This is a genomic window from Klebsiella sp. MPUS7, from assembly GCF_009905335.1.
GTDB classification, from domain to species: domain Bacteria; phylum Pseudomonadota; class Gammaproteobacteria; order Enterobacterales; family Enterobacteriaceae; genus Klebsiella; species Klebsiella grimontii.
In genome coordinates this window covers 2,133,848-2,150,769 of the sequence record NZ_CP047604.1, presented here as the reverse complement: position 1 = coordinate 2,150,769, position 16,922 = coordinate 2,133,848, and the positions used below count along the sequence as shown (strand labels likewise).

Genomic DNA, 16,922 nt, shown 5'->3' with positions numbered 1-16,922 from the left:
GCTAATGGCTACGATTGATTCCATGAACAAGGACACAACCCGTTTAAGCGATGGACCCGACTGGACTTTTGAGCTGCTGGAGACCTATCTGGCAGAAGTCGACCGGGTGGCGAAGCTGTATCGTCTTGACACCTATCCGCACCAAATCGAAGTCATTACATCCGAACAGATGATGGATGCCTACTCCAGCGTCGGGATGCCGATTAACTATCCGCACTGGTCGTTCGGTAAAAAATTCATTGAGACCGAACAGGCCTATAAGCACGGTCAACAGGGGCTGGCTTATGAAATCGTCATTAACTCCAACCCCTGTATCGCCTATTTGATGGAAGAGAACACCATCACCATGCAGGCGCTGGTCATGGCGCACGCCTGCTACGGGCATAACTCGTTTTTCAAAAATAACTACCTCTTTCGCAGCTGGACCGACGCCAGTTCAATCATCGACTATCTCATCTTCGCGCGGAAATACATCACCGAATGTGAAGAGCGCTATGGCGTAGATGAAGTCGAGAAGCTGCTCGACTCCTGCCACGCCTTGATGAACTACGGCGTTGACCGCTATAAACGTCCGCAGAAAATCTCCCTGCAGGAGGAGAAGGCGCGGCAAAAAAGCCGGGAAGAGTATCTCCAGAGTCAGGTGAATATGCTGTGGCGCACCCTGCCGAAGCGCGAAGAGGAAAAGACGATTGAAGCGGCGCGCCGCTATCCTTCAGAGCCGCAGGAAAATCTGCTCTATTTTATGGAGAAAAACGCGCCGCTGCTGGAACCCTGGCAGCGTGAAATCCTGCGTATCGTGCGCAAGGTCAGCCAGTATTTTTATCCGCAGAAGCAGACTCAGGTCATGAACGAAGGCTGGGCGACCTTCTGGCATTACACCATCCTTAATCATCTTTATGACGAAGGAAAAGTGACCGAGCGCTTTATGCTGGAGTTTCTGCACAGCCACACCAACGTGGTGTTCCAGCCGCCCTATAACAGCCAGTGGTACAGCGGCATTAACCCCTACGCTCTGGGTTTCGCCATGTTCCAGGATATTAAACGTATTTGTCAGTCGCCGACGGAAGAGGATAGATACTGGTTCCCGGATATTGCCGGTTCAGACTGGCTCGAAACGCTGCACTTCGCGATGCGCGACTTCAAAGATGAGAGCTTTATCAGCCAGTTCCTGTCGCCGAAAATCATGCGCGATTTCCGCTTCTTTACCGTGCTCGATGACGATCACAATAACTATCTGGAAATATCCGCTATTCATAATGAAGAAGGATATCGTGAGATTCGTTCGAAGCTTTCAGCGCAGTACAACCTGAGCAACCTCGAGCCGAATATTCAGGTATGGAACGTTGACCTGCGCGGCGACCGCTCGCTCACCCTGCGCTACGTTCCGCATAACCGTGTGCCGCTGGATAAAGGCCGTCGCGAGGTGCTTAAGCACGTCCACCGCCTGTGGGGGTTTGACGTTCTTCTTGAGCAGCAAAACGCCGATGGTAGCGTTGAGCTGCTGGAACGTACGCCGCCGCGGCCCAATCCGCTATAGCGCGTGAAAAGCAAAACGCCCGGTGATAGCACCGGGCGTTTTTTATTCGTTGGCGGGGTCTAGCGCATATTAATCGCCAGGTCACCCGGCAAATTCTTCTGCATACGGTGCCAAATCTCACCGCTGTCATGCCCGTAGCGGCGCACGATTTCATAAACCTGTTCATGAAGCTTTTCTTCACATACCTTCGCCAGCTGGTGATAGAAGCCGAGCGCCAGGCTACGCGCTTCCGGGTTGGCAAAATAGTGACGGCCAATCCGGGTGTATAAGCCTTTCATTCCATTGAGGATCAGGCCGTAGATGGGATTACCTGAAGCAAAGGCCAGACCGCGGAAAATGTTATAATCGAGTTCGGCAAAAGCGTCGGCGTGGTCTTCAATTTCACGCGCGCTCGCCAGAACTTCCAGCGCCTTGTCAGGATGCTGGCGGAAAGCGGTACGGATAAAAATCGTCGAAATATTGGTACGTACGGACAGCAGATTATCAATCAGCTGCGGTACGCTGTCATGATCGAGACGCGCCAGGGTTTCGAGAATATTCAGGCCTGAAGTTTCCCAGAAGTTGTTCACCTTGGTAGGCTTACCGTGCTGAATGGTTAACCAGCCATCGCGCGCCAGACGCTGCAACACTTCACGTAAGGTTGTACGGGTAACACCAATCAGTTCAGAAAGTTCACGTTCAGCGGGAAGAATTGAACCAGGAGGAAAGCGGTTATTCCAGATACTTTCAATGATGTACTCTTCAGCGAAACCCGCAGGGCTTTGCGCCTTAATGACCATAATAAGATTTCCATTACACAGCGTTGCTATTCGACTCATCATACCAGAGCGGCCAAAAGGCAGATAGCGCCAGAAAGTAATTAAAAAGGGATCGCCGTTTCATTTTCAACTTTTCATTTCACACTTTCTGTTGCTAAAGAATGTGATGCGAAGAAAGTTGCGCCCCATTTTGCGCAACTGGTAATCTTGCGTATAGTTACGCATAAAATCATGTTTCAGAATTTGGCGGAGAAAGGATGTCTGTCGTGGAAATGTCGTATGGCCGCGCCCTGTGGCGCAACTTTCTTGGTCAGTCCCCGGACTGGTACAAACTCACTCTCATCATTTTCTTAATCGTTAATCCGCTGGTATTTTATCTTCATCCGTTTATTGCCGGGTGGCTGCTGGTTATCGAATTTATTTTCACCCTGGCGATGGCGCTCAAATGTTATCCGCTGCTGCCGGGCGGTCTGCTGGCGATCGAAGCGGTGTTTATCGGGATGACCACGCCCGGGCATATCCGGGCGGAAGTTGCCGCTAACCTTGAAGTCCTGCTGCTGCTGATGTTTATGGTGGCGGGGATCTATTTCATGAAGCAGCTGCTGCTGTTCATCTTCACCCGTTTGCTGCTCGGCATCCGCAGCAAGATGCTGCTGTCGCTGGCGTTTTGCGTCGCTTCCGCCTTTCTTTCCGCATTTCTTGACGCGCTGACCGTTGTCGCGGTCGTGATTAGCGTCGCCGTGGGTTTCTACGGTATTTATCACAAAGTCGCTTCGGCGCGGCCGGACGATGACGATATGCTCGACGACAGCCATATCGAGCAGCACTATCGCGATGTCCTGGAGCAGTTTCGCGGCTTCTTGCGCAGCCTGATGATGCACGCCGGGGTCGGCACCGCGCTCGGCGGCGTGATGACGATGGTTGGCGAACCGCAGAACCTGATTATCGCCAAAGCCGCGGGCTGGCACTTCGGCGAATTCTTCATGCGCATGCTGCCGGTAAGCTTGCCGGTGCTGGTCTGCGGCCTGCTCACCTGCCTGCTGCTGGAGAAATTCCGCCTGTTTGGCTACGGCGAACCGCTGCCGCCAACCGTGCGTAAAGTGCTGCAGGATTTTGACGATCGTAGCCGTCAGAGCCGCAGCCGACAGGATCGCCTGCGTCTTATCGCCCAGGGGATTATCGGCGTTTGGCTAATCATCGCCCTGGCGCTGCACCTTGCGGAAGTCGGTCTGATTGGCCTGTCGGTCATCATTCTGGCGACCACGTTTTCCGGGGTCACCGATGAACACGCCATCGGCAAAGCGTTTACCGAAGCGCTGCCGTTTACCGCGCTGCTGACGGTCTTTTTCGCCGTTGTGGCGGTGATTATCGATCAGCACCTGTTTGCGCCGGTGATCGAATTCGTTCTCCAGGCCTCGCCGCACGCCCAGCTGTCGCTGTTTTACCTGTTTAACGGCCTGCTGTCGTCGATTTCGGATAACGTCTTCGTCGGCACCGTCTATATCAACGAGGTTAAGTCCGCTCTGGAGCAGGGAACCATCAGTTTGCCGCAGTTCGAGCTGCTGGCGGTGGCGATCAATACCGGCACCAACTTGCCATCGGTCGCCACGCCGAACGGCCAGGCCGCGTTTCTGTTCCTGCTGACTTCCGCGCTGGCTCCGCTAATTCGCCTCTCCTATGGCCGGATGGTGTGGATGGCGCTGCCGTATACCCTCGTCCTGACCCTCGTCGGCCTGGCCTGCGTCGAGTTTACCCTGATGCCGGCTACCCAGTGGATGCTGGAGCACGGTTGGCTGGTGACGCCGCAGCTGCTGAAATAAAATCATCCATGCCCGGCTCAAAACGCCGGGCATTCCATATTCGTTTACGTAATATTTTCAGACTAGCTGCTGGCGTCGCTACGGTTTTCGTTTACACTGCCATGATTTAGCATGTTCCAGGGAAATGATTATGTTGCGATATTTAAACCAGTGCTCAAGGGGACGCGGTGCCTGGCTCCTGATGGCGCTAACCGCGTTTATTCTTGAATTGGTGGCGTTATGGTTCCAGCACGTGATGCTGCTGCAGCCGTGCGTACTGTGTATTTACGAGCGCTGCGCGCTATTTGGCGTGATGGGCGCCGGTATCGTCGGCGCCATTGCGCCAAAAACCCCTCTGCGCTATGTCGCGATTGTGATTTGGCTCTACAGCGCCCTACGCGGGCTGCAGCTGTCATGGGAACACACCATGATTCAGCTTCACCCTTCCCCTTTCCAGACCTGCGATTTCGCCGCTCGTTTCCCAACGTGGCTGCCGCTGGATAAATGGCTGCCTCAGGTGTTTGTCGCTACCGGTGACTGCTCCGTACGCCAGTGGGAATTCCTGACGCTGGAAATGCCGCAGTGGCTGGTTGGCATCTTCGCCGCCTATCTGGTGGTCGGTGTACTGGTGCTTATCGCTCAGCCGTTTAAACCTAAAAAGCGCGATCTGTTTGGTCGCTAAGAACCATTGCTGATAATGCGCTCCTCCGGGAGCGTTTTTTTTTGCCTGCGCGTTGACGTTGTTGCCATAAAGATGCATATTAAATGCATCTTATAAATGTTAACTGAGGAGCACATGATGTCTCATTTGCGTATTCCCGCTAGCTGGAAGGTAAAACGCTCCACCCCATTCTTTACCAAACAGAACGTCCCTGCCGCTCTACTGACGCACCACAACACCGCTGCGGGTGTTTTCGGCCAGCTTTGCGTGATGGAAGGCACGGTAACCTACTATGGTTTCGCCGATGAACAGGCGACAGAACCTGAGGCAAAGGTTGTTATCAACGCCGGGCAGTTCGCGACCAGCCCGCCGCAGTACTGGCACCGCATTGAGCTCAGCGACGACGCGCAGTTCAATATTAACTTTTGGGTTGCGGACGACGCCGACGGTGAAAGCGGGCTGTTCCACGCGAAGAAAAGCTAACTGAGCGCCTACTGCGCCCAGTCTGGTTTATTCAGGATATGATCCTGCCACTCAACCACGGTGGCTTCTTTCACCGCAATATGGCGAACCGAGATGCGTTCGCCATGCATCGCCGCCTTCGAACCGGTTAACAGCGGATGCCAGTGCGGCAGCGGCTGGCCTTCCGCCAGCAGACGATAGGCGCAGGTCGGCGGCAGCCATTCAAACGTAGGCAGATTGTCGCGGGTTAGCTTAATGCAGTCCGGCTCATATTCGAAGCGGCGCTCATAGTTACGGCACTGGCAGGTTTTGATATTGAGCTGACGGCAGGCGACGTTGGTAAAATAGATTTCGTCGGTATCCTCATCCATCAGCTTATGCAGGCAGCACTGTCCGCAGCCGTCGCAAAGTGATTCCCACTCCGCATCGCTCATTTCATCCAGTGTTTTTTGTTGCCAGAAAGGTTGTTCGCTCATTGGGATGTCCGTCATTGCAATTCAGGGTGCACCTTATAACCAGTCTGGCACGCCGTTGCAAGTTTTGCCGCCCGGAGATGGCGGCAAGAGGTCGTTACAGCACGCGGGTGGTCAGCGATAAGCCGTTAAACCCCACTTCCAGCTCGTCGCCGCTGGCGAGCGGCCCCACGCCTTCCGGGGTACCGGTCAGCACCACGTCACCGGCTTTCAGGGTGAAGAAGCGCGACATATAGGCGATCAGCGGCACAATTTTATGGATCATGTCGGCCGTGGTGCCATGCTGGCGCACTTCGCCGTTCACCTTCAGGCTCAGCGGCGTATTCTGCGCGTCGCCGTGAAATTCGGCGGCGGGAATAAACCCGGAAATCGGACAGGCGTTATCAAATCCTTTCGCCTTTTCCCACGGCTGACCGGCCTTTTTCAGTTTACCCTGCAGATCGCGCAGAGTGAGGTCCAGCGCCACGCCATAGCCGGCGATGGCTTTAAGCACGTGATCTTCGGTCGCCTGACGCAGCGTGCCGCCAATCAGCACCGCCAGCTCAACTTCATGGTGCACCGAACCCAGGCCCTCAGGCAGCACCAACGGCTGGCGGATGTCGCATAGCGCCGTCTCAGGTTTAATAAACAGCACCGGCTCTTCCGGCGTCGCACTGCCCATCTCCTTAATGTGTTTTGCATAGTTGCTGCCCACGCAAACCACTTTGCTTACCGGATAATCCAGTAGCGCACCCTGCCAGTTATGATGTTGGTACATTTTTTACCTCTGTGGGTTAATCAGATTTATTCCCCTGTTCCGCCAGGTGTTTCTTGAGTAAATTTTCAGACGGCGGAGGGAGTTGAAGGTAATAGCCCTGATCGGCCAGCGCCTGCTTCACTTTATCCAAATCGGCGTGAATGAGTTTTTTTCGTCCATCAAGCGGCAGAATCATTGCCAGTTTAGGCGTACCGAAGCTATACATTAATTCATCAGGAACGCGGGAGAAATCGTCCTTTTTTTCGACATATAAATAGGTTTGCTCACGTTTAGTACTTCGATAGATCACACAAAACATAGTTTTACTCGGAATTAGACCTGCGGTCACTTGCCTCTATATATGAGTGACTATAACATGCCTTTTAGTCTTCGGAATATCACCGCACTTCAGCGAGTGATAAACAGCAAATTGAGTAAGGCCAGGATGTCAAATACGCCAATCGAACTTAAGGGCAGTAGCTTCACCTTATCTGTGGTTCATTTGCACGATGCAAATCCCGAGGTTATTCGTCAGGCGTTAGAAGACAAAATCGCCCAGGCTCCCGCCTTTTTACGTCATGCCCCCGTGGTAGTGAATATCAGCAGCATTGAAGATGACGTCGACTGGCGCCCTCTCCATGAAGCTATTGCGGCCACCGGACTGCGTATTATGGGCGTAAGCGGATGTAAACTTCCTCGGCTGAAAACCGAAATTGACCGCGCCGGGATCCCGTTATTAACCGAAGGGAAAGAAAAAACCACCCGTCAGGCCCCGCCAGAACCCGTCGCGCCGCCACCAGTTGTTAATCAGATCACAAAAACGCGTTTGATTGATCAGCCGGTACGTTCCGGTCAGCGTATTTATGCGCCACACTGTGATCTAATTGTTACAAACCATGTGAGTGCCGGGGCTGAACTTATTGCCGATGGTAATATCCATGTATATGGCATGATGCGGGGACGTGCGCTTGCCGGCGCTGGCGGCGACAGAGACGCCCAAATATTTTGTACCAACCTCTCGGCGGAACTGGTTTCCATCGCCGGGGAATACTGGCTGAGTGATAACATTCCGGCCGAATTTTATGGCAAAGCGGCGCGTCTACGTTTAGACGACAGCGCTTTGACGATTCAATCGTTGAATTAATCCCTTTTTAACAAGGAATTTCTATGGCACGCATTATTGTTGTGACTTCGGGTAAAGGAGGCGTTGGCAAGACCACCTCCAGCGCGGCCATCGCTACTGGTTTGGCCCAGAAGGGAAAGAAAACGGTCGTTATCGACTTCGACATCGGCCTGCGTAACCTTGACCTGATCATGGGCTGTGAACGCCGGGTCGTTTATGACTTCGTCAACGTCATCCAGGGCGATGCCACGCTGAACCAGGCGCTTATCAAAGACAAGCGCACGGAGAACCTCTATATCCTCCCGGCCTCCCAGACGCGTGACAAAGACGCCCTGACCCGCGAAGGCGTAGACAAAGTTCTCGAAGAACTGAAAAAGATGGATTTTGATTTTATCGTCTGTGACTCCCCTGCAGGCATCGAAACCGGTGCGCTGATGGCGTTATACTTCGCTGATGAAGCCATCATCACCACTAACCCGGAAGTCTCCTCCGTTCGCGACTCCGACCGTATCCTCGGCATCCTGGCCTCTAAATCCCGCCGTGCGGAAAAAGGTGAAGATCCGATTAAAGAGCATCTGCTGCTGACCCGCTATAACCCAGGCCGCGTCAACAAAGGCGACATGCTGAGCATGGAAGACGTGCTGGAAATTCTGCGCATCAATCTGGTGGGCGTGATTCCGGAAGATCAGTCCGTGCTGCGCGCGTCTAACCAGGGCGAACCGGTTATTCTGGATGATACCTCGGACGCGGGCAAAGCCTATGCCGATACCGTTGAACGTCTGCTCGGAGAAGAACGTCCTTTCCGCTTCGTAGAAGAAGAGAAGAAAGGTTTCCTCAAACGCCTGTTCGGAGGATAAATTATGGCATTACTCGACTTTTTTCTCTCGCGGAAAAAGAACACGGCCAATATTGCGAAAGAGCGCCTGCAAATCATCGTCGCGGAGCGCCGTCGCGGCGACGCGGAGCCGCACTATCTTCCGCAGCTGCGTAAAGACATTCTTGAAGTGATTTGCAAATATGTGCAAATCGACCCGGAAATGGTCAGCGTGCAGCTTGAGCAGAGAGACGGTGATATTTCGATTCTGGAGCTGAACGTGACCCTGCCGGAAACTGAAGAGTCGAAATCCTGAGCCTGAAGGTATAAAAAAAACCGGCGACGCGATGCGAAGCCGGTTTTTGTTACTTTGCAGACCAAACGTTAGCGCGGGTATTCGCTTAATAGCGCATTCAGGCGATCGGCCATCAATGCGCCTCGCCAGCCGGATACCAGCTCAGGCTGTCCGTTGCCGCTTTTTAATCCCCAGTGCCAGTTCAGCAGCTGGTTAATCTGCCTTCTTGAGGCCAGCAGCTCGGCGCTGACGCCTTTCTCGGCGCTCACGGTCTGCACAAGCGCTTTAATATCTTTAAACAGCTTGCGGTAGCCCGGCATATCGATCAGATTCTGCAGCGGCTCAGGCAGCGCCTCTTCCGGCAGCGCCTGCGCTTTCTCGACGAGGCCGATCAGCGTCTTGCCGTGGAAACGAATTTCGCTGCCCGACAGTCCCAGGCTATCAAGTTCACCCAGGCTGGTGGGCATATAGCGCGCCACGTTCCACAAATGTTCTTCGCGAATGACAAAGTTGACGGCCAGGTCGCGCTCGCGCGCTTTACGCAAACGCCAGTCCGCCAGCAGCTGCAGGCAGCCCAGTTGGCGAGTGCGCAGCTGCCAGGCGTTACCGATATCGCGCCACGCCTCGGCAGGATCCTGCACCTCCTGGCGGCGCTGCTGCATCAGCTGACACTCATCCAGCGCAGCGGAGAGCCAGCCTGCGCTGTCGGTTTCAGCCATCAGCTTTCCGGCAATCGGCAGCAGGTACCAGACATCGGCGGCGGCATAAATGCACTGGCGTTCGGTTAGCGGACGCGCCAGCCAGTCGGTACGGGATTCACTTTTATCCAGCGCCACGCCGGTAAACTCTTCCACCATCGACGCAAAGCCCCAGGACATCGGGCGACCGCAAAAGGCGGCCAGAATTTGCGTATCGATCAGCGGCTGCGGCATCAGATGAAAGGCATTAAGGAATACTTCCAAATCCTCGCTACCGGCGTGCAGAAATTTGGTCACGTCTTTATTCAGCAGCAGTTCGCGCATCGGTTGCCAGTCGGTGATGACCAGCGGGTCGATCAGCGAAACCTGGTTGCCGTCGAACAGCTGGAGCAAACCGAGCTGCGGGTAGTAGGTGCGAGTACGGACAAACTCCGTATCCAGCGCAATGGCGGAAACCGCGCTTGCCGCGTCACAGACGGCGCGCAGGCCATCGTTGGTGGTGATCATCTGATAGTTCAAATCATACTCTCTTAACTTGCGCCCATAAAAAACGCCGGCTTAGCCGGCGTCTGGCGATTCACTCTTAGCTCAGGCTTTATTGTCTACTTTAGCGCGGGCTTCGTCACGCAGTTCTCGACGTAAAATTTTCCCAACGTTGGATTTCGGCAGCTCATCGCGAAACTCAACGTGCTTCGGAACCTTGTAGCCGGTTAGCTGGCGACGGCAAAAGGTAATCAGCATCTCTTCCGTCAGCGTCGGGTCTTTCTTGACCACGAAAATTTTCACCGCTTCACCGCTGCTGCCGGACGGCACGCCGACCGCGGCCACTTCCTGAACCCCGGCGTGCTGCATCACCACATCTTCGATTTCATTCGGATAGACGTTGAAGCCCGAGACAAGAATCATATCTTTTTTGCGGTCGACGATGCGCAGGAAGCCCTCTTCATCCATCACCGCGATGTCGCCAGTATGCAGCCAGCCGTCCTTAATAATTTCCGCGGTGGCATCAGGACGCTGCCAGTATCCCAGCATCACCTGCGGCCCTTTCACGCACAGCTCCCCCGGCTCCCCCGGCGGTACTTCATTATCGTCGTCATCCACCAGCTTCGCTTCGGTGGAGGGCACCGGCAGGCCAATGCTGCCGCTATGATAATCAATATCGTGCGGGTTGACGCTCACCAGCGGCGCGCACTCGGTCAGGCCATAGCCTTCCAGCAGATACTGCCCGGTCAGCTTAACCCAGCGTTCGGCTACCACCTGCTGCACCGGCATGCCGCCGCCGGCGGAGAGATGCAGGGAGGAGAAGTCGAGCTGCTGAAACTCTTTGTTATTGAGCAGCGCGTTAAACAGGGTGTTAACCCCGGTCATCGCGGTGAAGGGATATTTCGCCAGCTCTTTGACCAGGCCTGGAATATCGCGCGGGTTGGTGATCAGCAGATTCTGCCCGCCCAGCTCGATAAACAGCAGGCAGTTCATGGTCAGCGCAAAAATGTGGTACAGCGGGAGCGCGGTAACGACCAACTCTTTGCCGCGATGCAGCAGCGGCCCGTAGGTGCCGTTGACCTGCTCAAGGTTCGCCAGCATATTGCGATGCGTCAGCATCGCTCCCTTCGCCACGCCGGTTGTTCCGCCGGTGTACTGGAGAAAAGCGAGATCCTGAGGGACGATTTCCGGCTTGATGTACTGCATACGGTAGCCGTACTGCAGCGCGCTGCGAAACGAGATGGCGTCCGGCAGATGGTATTTTGGCACCAGCCGTTTGATGTACTTCACCACAAAGTTAACCACGGTGCCTTTCGCCGGGGAAAGCTGATCGCCCATACGGGTTAAAATCACGTGCTTAACCTGGGTTTTATCAACCACCTTTTCCAGGGTATGCGCGAAGTTGGAGACAATCACGATGGCGGCGGCGCCGCTGTCGTTGAGCTGGTGCTCCAGCTCGCGCGGGGTGTAGAGCGGATTGACGTTCACCACGATCATCCCCGCGCGCAGGATACCAAACAGCGCTACCGGATATTGCAGCAGATTCGGCATCATCAGGGCGACGCGGTCGCCTTTTTGCAGACCCAAACCTTCCTGAAGGTAAGCGGCAAACGCCCGGCTGCGCTCCTCCAGCTTACGGTAGGTCATCACCTCGCCCATATTGATAAATGCCGGTTGGTCGGCATAGCGGCGGACGGCATGTTCAAACAGTTCAACCAGGGATTGATAGCGGTCAGGGTTTATCTCCGCAGGAACGTCCGCGGGATAACGGTTTAGCCAAACCTTTTTCACTGCATCACCTCTGAAATAGTTATTCGTCGTCATCACAGCCCCTGATCAACAAACATTCTGTTAACATTATATTAACTCAGCGTACCAGTTTATTAATTAGGCGTTGTACAGGTTGCGAAGCGCGTCACTATTTATTTTTCTTATTTGACTGAAAACGAAGAAACAGCGGACCAGCCGCTGTTTCTTTTTGCTTACAATAGCTACAAAATCATTCAGTTACGACGTTTCTAACTTCGGCAGGGCCCGGGTTATACCAGCCCCAGCCGCCGTAACCGTAGCCCCACGGGCGCGGGCCGAACATCCACGGGTCCATCATTGGCTGCGGGGGCATCACCACCTGCTGCACAACGTTCCAGCGCTTGTAGCCGATGGCATTCATCAACATGAATTTATACGGCGTATTCCCCACTTTGCCGTCGACGACGCCGACGATCGGGCCAACCACGGTGACCAGCTGCCCGCGAAAATCCACCGGGTCGATAAAGCCGTTTACGTCGGCAAAAATACGCCCGCGCGACGGTTCGCCCAGCGCCGGACGCGCGGCGCCGTCGAGCGGAACGGTGGCAATTTCCAGGCGGGTTTTACCCTGCTGGTTCTGTACGCTAACCACCTTGCCGCCAAAACGCGCTTCCTGACCGACATACAGCTGCGGCGCGTTCATTACCCGGACTAGATCCTGCTGCGGCGTCGGGGTGGTGCCCTTTATGGCATCCGGCACCGAAGCGCACCCGCTCAGCGCAGCAACGACTGCCGCCGCGACTAACCAACGCACTACCCTTTTTTGACCCGCCATGACGCGACTCCTTCCTTCTTCTCAGACATATAGTTACTGAGATTCACTCGCGGCCAGGAAGTTTCTTCCACGCCACTTCATTACGTAAATAAACCGGTTCAGCGTGTTCGACGGCCACGGTTTTTCCCGCCGTCAGCAGATAGCAGGCCAGCGGCAGCATATCCTGCGCTTCTGGCAGCTGAATGTCGCCATCGACGAGCGTTAAACCACAGCCGTTAGCCAGATCGGGCCACGCCTGCCAGCCGGTGCCAACGGTGGCCCACTCGCCTTCCAGCCGCTGAAGCCGCTCGCGAACCGCTTCCGGCTTCAGCACCGCCTCGCTCTCTTCGCCGTGCCAGACGCCCTGCTCATCGCGCTGATATTCCGCCCAGTAGACCTCGCCCATTCTGGCGTCGATGGCCGCCAGCACGCGGGTTGCGCCGGTTTTGCGCCACGCGCCCTGCGCCATGGTTGCCAACGTGGACACACCGATCATCGGCAGCTCGGCCCCCAGCGCCAGCCCCTGGGCGATACCGATACCGATACGCACGCCGGTGAAGCTCCCCGGCCCGCAGCCAAAGGCCAGCGCGTCAAGGTCGGTTAATTGCGTGCCACTCTCATTGAGGACCTCCTGCACCAGGGGCAGGATACGTTGGGTATGTTCACGGGGGCAGATTTCAAAATGAGCACTGAGGGTGCCATCATTCCACAGCGCCGCGGAGCAGGCCTCCGTGGCGGTATCGATAGCTAAAATTCGCATGGGTTGTCGCGCTCTCGCTCTAGCAGATTGACAAAATGGCGCGCAGCTTACCACATTTTGCGCCGGATTACCTCGCCGGCGGCACCGCAAGAAAGCGTACCGCCCGGCGGATGTCGCGCGTGCGCGGCGCGGGCGGCAGGCTGGCGAGGAAGGTCGCGCCGTAGGGACGCATCACCAAACGGTTGTCGCAGATAACCAGTACCCCACGATCGGTAACATCGCGGATCAGACGCCCCACGCCCTGTTTAAGAGTAATCACCGCGTCCGGCAGCTGCACCTCATCAAAGGGATCGCCGCCGCGCAGACGGCAATCTTCCATCCGCGCTTTGAGTAGCGGATCTTCCGGCGAGGTGAACGGCAGTTTGTCGATAATCACCAGCGAGAGGGCATCGCCGCGCACGTCCACGCCTTCCCAGAAGCTGCTGGTCGCCACCAGCAGCGCATTCCCGGCGCTGACGAACTGCTGTAAAAGCTGGCCTTTACTGGTTTCCCCCTGCAGCAACACCGGCAGGGTCATGGTGGCGCGGAACTGCTCCGCCAGATCGCGCATCATGGCGTGGGAAGTGCACAGCATAAAGCAGCGCCCGTCGTTAGCCTCAATCAGCGGTTTGAGCATCGCCGCCAGATGCCGCGCCGCGCCGGGCTGGTTGGGTAACGGCAAATTACGCGGCACGCACAGCAGCGCCTGATGGGCGTAATCAAAGGGGCTGGGCAGCAGCAGCGTTTGCGCTTCACCGATGCCCAGGCGATCGGTGAAATGATGTAAATCGTCATTGACCGAGAGCGTGGCCGAGGTAAAGATCCAGCTCCCCGATTTTTGCGCCATCACCTCTTTAAATTTATCCGCCACCGTCAGCGGGGTCAGCGCCAGGGTGAAGGTGCGGGAAGTACACTCATACCAGTAGCTAAATCCCGGCTGGCTGGTCTCTTTCAGCCGCTTCAGGCGGCCACGATAAAGGGTTGCCCGCTCAAAGGCGGCATCAAGCAGCGCCGAGCGGCCCAGCGACAGCTTTGCCACGTCGTAACAGAGTTCGAGCGCATCATCAAGCAGCAGCAGCGCGCGCTGAATGTTGTGGTCAGCCAGCAGCTCTCGCAGGTTGCCGCGATAGCCCGGTTCCCCCAGCTGCAGGCGAAAATCCTGCGCGCTCTGGGCCAGCCGGTCGGCGCACTTCTGCAGCTGCTGAGTGTCTTTGAGCTCGGTACGATAAGCAATAGTAATGTCTTTTGCCAGGTCCAGCAGCTGGCGGCTGGAGAGCGATTGTCCAAAGTACTGGCTGGCGATGTCCGGTAGCTGATGCGCTTCGTCGAAGATCATCACTTCCGCTTCGGGGATCAGCTCGGCAAAGCCGCTCTCTTTGACCACCATATCGGCGAGGAACAGATGATGGTTGACGACGACCACGTCGGCATCCATCGCCTTTTTCCGCGCCTTCACCACAAAACAGTCTTTATATAACGGGCAGTCGCTGCCGAGGCAGTTGTCGTTGGTGCTGGTGACCAGCGGCCAGGCCTGGGAATCTTCGGCGACGCTAACGCAGGTGCTGATATCGCCATCGACGGTTTGATTAGACCATGAACGCAGCAGAATAACGTCGCTGAGGGTTTGTACCGGCAGGTCTCCCCCGGCAAGGGCCTGCTGCTCCAGACGCTCAAGGCACAGGTAGTTCGACCGCCCTTTCAGCAGGGCCAGCTTACCGGTGTACTTCAGCGCTTTGGCGACGGTAGGCAAATCGCGACTGTAGAGCTGATCCTGTAGCGCTTTCGAGCCGGTGGAGATAATGACTTTTTTGTTGGCGCGCAGCGCAGGCGCCAGATAAGCGTAGGTTTTCCCGGTCCCGGTACCCGCTTCAACCACCAGCGGACGGGTTTCTTCAATCGCGCTGGCGACGGCGAAAGCCATCTGGCGCTGCGGCTCGCGTGGTTTAAATCCCGCAATCGCGCTGGCCAGCTGGCCGTCTGCTGCAAAATCGTCGATCACATTACCCCCTGGTTATTTGGACAGTGATTATGTCAGGGTGGAGGGGTTTTCGCCAGTGCGGGTAGTGACGCAGGTGCAACATTGTGGCAGTCTTGCCGCAGCTTAATGAACCGGAACAAAGAGGAAATAAACATGACCATTACGCGTATTGATGCCGAAGCCCGCTGGTCTGATGTGGTGATTCACAACCAGACGCTGTACTACACCGGCGTGCCGTCCAACCTGGATGCCGACGCCTGCGCGCAAACCGCCGATACCCTGGCGCAGATTGACGCGGTGCTGGAGAAACAGGGCAGCAGCAAGTCGCGTATTCTTGATGCGACGATTTTCCTTGCCGACGGCGCAGATTTTGCAGCGATGAACCAGGCCTGGGATGCATGGGTCGTCGCCGGTCATGCCCCGGTACGCTGTACGGTACAGGCGAAGCTGATGAATCCGAAATACAAAGTCGAGATTAAAATCATCGCCGCAGTGTAAGACAGCCGTGGCCCCGTAGCCCGGGCAAGCGTAGCGCCGCCCGGGAAGACAAAGCCTCAATCCCTGCGCATTCCCCGGATAGCGGCGTAAACGCCTTATCTGGACTACATATCAGCCAGGCCGACCAGGCGCAGCGCCGTCGGGAGGCAAGAAGCATTGTTGTATCAGCCCGGGCACCACATGAGCTGTTCCTTCAGCTGCAGCGTCTCCTGCGGCACGCATTTCAGCGCTTCACGATAGCTGCCGGCTTGTTTTGCATACCCCCGCACAGACTGCAGCAGCACGCGCAGCGCGCTATCCCACACAATCCCCTGCAGGTCGCTATAGGGCCAGAGATCCGGTTCCCGAATAAACGGCACCAGGTAATCAATCCCCTGCTTCACGCCTCGCCCATCGCGGATGGCGTTCCAGCGGTCAAACTCGACGTGCTCGGCATAGCGGTTGAGCAGCAGATGCGCTTCCAGGTTAAACAGCGAGTAGTGGAAAGGGATGGTACGTTCGAGCTCCATGGTCTGCTTGCCATCCTGGTCAATCTGCGCCGCCATCCGCTGGGTGATCCCCTGCTCGATGATCCGCGCCGCCAGCCCTTTATCGCCATAGAACAGCGCGTTAACCGTCCGCTGGGCGTCGTACCAGGTGCCGTGGTTGTTGTGCCAGACGTACTCTGAGTGGCCAATTTCGCTGTAGTACATCCAGTGGTTAAAATCGCGGAACCACTGGTGCAGGCCGATAATATCGTCGGTATCCAGCACGTTCGCCGCACTCACCAAGCCGATGGTATCCACCACCATCCACATTAAGCGGGTGTCAATCAGCCCTGTGCCGCGGCCGGAAACAATCCCCGGGATCGCCTGGCCATAGTTCAGATGCGGATTCATTCGCGTGTCGGCATCGAGGAACCAGCAGCGGATCTGCACGGCCGCCGCCTGCGCGTACTGGCGCTGGCCGGTGAAGTACCACGCCAGTCCCAGTGTCAGACAGCGTTCGCACATGCGGATAATGCGCGAGGTGTCGGTATCGTTATTTTCACACTGCGGGTTGATATGCCCATCGCGGCGAATGTAGGGCAGCCCGTTGGGACGCCGCGGGTTTGGCCACCAGTAGGTCCCCAGACTGTAGTAATCGTGCGCATCGCCGCTCGCCGGGCGCAGTTTTTTGTGCACCACGCTTTCCGGCGCTTCGCGGCGCAGAATGTCGGCCTCTGACACCAGCTTGCTCAGCGCCAGCTGCAGCGGCGAGAACGGCTGTTTTAAGCCCGCCCGGGCGTTTTCCAGGCAGGTTTCATCAAGGGTGTACAGCTTCATC

18 protein-coding genes are annotated in these 16,922 nt (G+C 56.1%); 8 read left to right on the top strand and 10 right to left on the bottom strand.

The window, feature by feature from the left end:
- Positions 1-4 precede the first annotated feature (4 nt).
- Positions 5-1,537, top strand: a complete 1,533-nt coding sequence (locus GUC22_RS10155; protein WP_004138526.1) for a SpoVR family protein — start codon at positions 5-7, stop codon at positions 1,535-1,537.
- Between the two features lie 59 nt (positions 1,538-1,596).
- On the opposite strand, the gene fadR is transcribed toward GUC22_RS10155, so the two are convergent.
- A complete protein-coding gene (gene fadR, locus GUC22_RS10150) occupies positions 1,597-2,316 on the bottom strand; it encodes a fatty acid metabolism transcriptional regulator FadR (RefSeq protein ID WP_004121962.1) in 720 nt (239 codons plus the stop codon).
- Between the two features lie 245 nt (positions 2,317-2,561).
- On the opposite strand from fadR, the gene nhaB reads away from it, so the two are divergent.
- The 3 genes from nhaB to GUC22_RS10135 all read left to right on the top strand — a co-directional run bounded on the left by nhaB (position 2,562) and on the right by GUC22_RS10135 (position 5,238).
- Complete coding sequence (nhaB, locus tag GUC22_RS10145) at positions 2,562-4,115, top strand: sodium/proton antiporter NhaB (protein ID WP_004138525.1); 1,554 nt, start codon at positions 2,562-2,564, stop codon at positions 4,113-4,115.
- A 130-nt stretch (positions 4,116-4,245) separates the two neighbouring features.
- A complete protein-coding gene (gene dsbB / locus GUC22_RS10140; protein ID WP_004103253.1) occupies positions 4,246-4,776 on the top strand; it encodes a disulfide bond formation protein DsbB in 531 nt (176 codons plus the stop codon).
- Between the two features lie 117 nt (positions 4,777-4,893).
- The gene (locus GUC22_RS10135; protein WP_004138523.1) at positions 4,894-5,238 is read left to right on the top strand and encodes a DUF1971 domain-containing protein; all 345 of its coding nucleotides are present in this window, start codon (positions 4,894-4,896) and stop codon (positions 5,236-5,238) included.
- An 8-nt stretch (positions 5,239-5,246) separates the two neighbouring features.
- On the opposite strand, the gene GUC22_RS10130 is transcribed toward GUC22_RS10135, so the two are convergent.
- The 3 genes from GUC22_RS10130 to GUC22_RS10120 all read right to left on the bottom strand — a co-directional run bounded on the left by GUC22_RS10130 (position 5,247) and on the right by GUC22_RS10120 (position 6,745).
- Complete coding sequence (locus GUC22_RS10130) at positions 5,247-5,693, bottom strand: YcgN family cysteine cluster protein (protein ID WP_049131752.1); 447 nt, start codon at positions 5,691-5,693, stop codon at positions 5,247-5,249.
- 94 nt (positions 5,694-5,787) lie between these two features.
- Positions 5,788-6,447, bottom strand: coding sequence for a fumarylacetoacetate hydrolase family protein (locus GUC22_RS10125; protein WP_049131753.1), 660 nt, complete (start codon positions 6,445-6,447; stop codon positions 5,788-5,790).
- Positions 6,448-6,463: 16 nt separating this feature from the next.
- Positions 6,464-6,745, bottom strand: a complete 282-nt coding sequence (locus tag GUC22_RS10120) for a YcgL domain-containing protein (RefSeq protein ID WP_004138522.1) — start codon at positions 6,743-6,745, stop codon at positions 6,464-6,466.
- A gap of 126 nt (positions 6,746-6,871) precedes the next feature.
- Here GUC22_RS10120 and minC point away from each other — a divergent pair, with 126 nt between their 5' ends.
- Genes minC through minE form a run of 3 tightly spaced genes read left to right on the top strand, consistent with a single transcriptional unit; the run spans position 6,872 to position 8,679 of the window.
- On the top strand, positions 6,872-7,570 hold the full coding sequence (minC, locus tag GUC22_RS10115; protein WP_049086311.1) for a septum site-determining protein MinC: 699 nt from the start codon (positions 6,872-6,874) through the stop codon (positions 7,568-7,570).
- 23 nt (positions 7,571-7,593) lie between these two features.
- Positions 7,594-8,406 (top strand): septum site-determining protein MinD, encoded by an 813-nt coding sequence (minD, locus tag GUC22_RS10110; RefSeq protein ID WP_004121970.1) that lies wholly within the window; start codon positions 7,594-7,596, stop codon positions 8,404-8,406.
- Positions 8,407-8,409: 3 nt separating this feature from the next.
- Positions 8,410-8,679, top strand: a complete 270-nt coding sequence (gene minE, locus GUC22_RS10105; RefSeq protein ID WP_002910902.1) for a cell division topological specificity factor MinE — start codon at positions 8,410-8,412, stop codon at positions 8,677-8,679.
- A gap of 68 nt (positions 8,680-8,747) precedes the next feature.
- Here the strand turns inward: minE and rnd are convergent, their stop codons facing one another.
- From rnd to GUC22_RS10080, 5 genes are all read right to left on the bottom strand, one after another.
- A complete protein-coding gene (gene rnd / locus GUC22_RS10100; RefSeq protein WP_049286871.1) occupies positions 8,748-9,863 on the bottom strand; it encodes a ribonuclease D in 1,116 nt (371 codons plus the stop codon).
- A gap of 81 nt (positions 9,864-9,944) precedes the next feature.
- Complete coding sequence (fadD, locus tag GUC22_RS10095) at positions 9,945-11,630, bottom strand: long-chain-fatty-acid--CoA ligase FadD (RefSeq protein ID WP_116943564.1); 1,686 nt, start codon at positions 11,628-11,630, stop codon at positions 9,945-9,947.
- A 208-nt stretch (positions 11,631-11,838) separates the two neighbouring features.
- Positions 11,839-12,423 carry a Slp family lipoprotein gene (locus tag GUC22_RS10090; protein ID WP_024357825.1) on the bottom strand — a complete coding sequence of 195 codons (585 nt, stop codon included), beginning with the start codon at positions 12,421-12,423 and terminating at the stop codon, positions 11,839-11,841.
- A 43-nt stretch (positions 12,424-12,466) separates the two neighbouring features.
- Positions 12,467-13,162, bottom strand: coding sequence for a tRNA (adenosine(37)-N6)-threonylcarbamoyltransferase complex dimerization subunit type 1 TsaB (gene tsaB, locus GUC22_RS10085; protein WP_116943565.1), 696 nt, complete (start codon positions 13,160-13,162; stop codon positions 12,467-12,469).
- Positions 13,163-13,229: 67 nt separating this feature from the next.
- A complete protein-coding gene (locus GUC22_RS10080; RefSeq protein WP_049099800.1) occupies positions 13,230-15,140 on the bottom strand; it encodes an ATP-dependent DNA helicase in 1,911 nt (636 codons plus the stop codon).
- Between the two features lie 132 nt (positions 15,141-15,272).
- Here GUC22_RS10080 and GUC22_RS10075 point away from each other — a divergent pair, with 132 nt between their 5' ends.
- A complete protein-coding gene (locus GUC22_RS10075) occupies positions 15,273-15,617 on the top strand; it encodes a RidA family protein (protein WP_004113724.1) in 345 nt (114 codons plus the stop codon).
- Between the two features lie 164 nt (positions 15,618-15,781).
- Here GUC22_RS10075 and GUC22_RS10070 read toward each other — a convergent pair whose 3' ends face one another.
- Positions 15,782-16,921 carry an alginate lyase family protein gene (locus GUC22_RS10070; RefSeq protein WP_029669640.1) on the bottom strand — a complete coding sequence of 380 codons (1,140 nt, stop codon included), beginning with the start codon at positions 16,919-16,921 and terminating at the stop codon, positions 15,782-15,784.
- Between the last annotated feature and the right edge of the window lies 1 nt (position 16,922).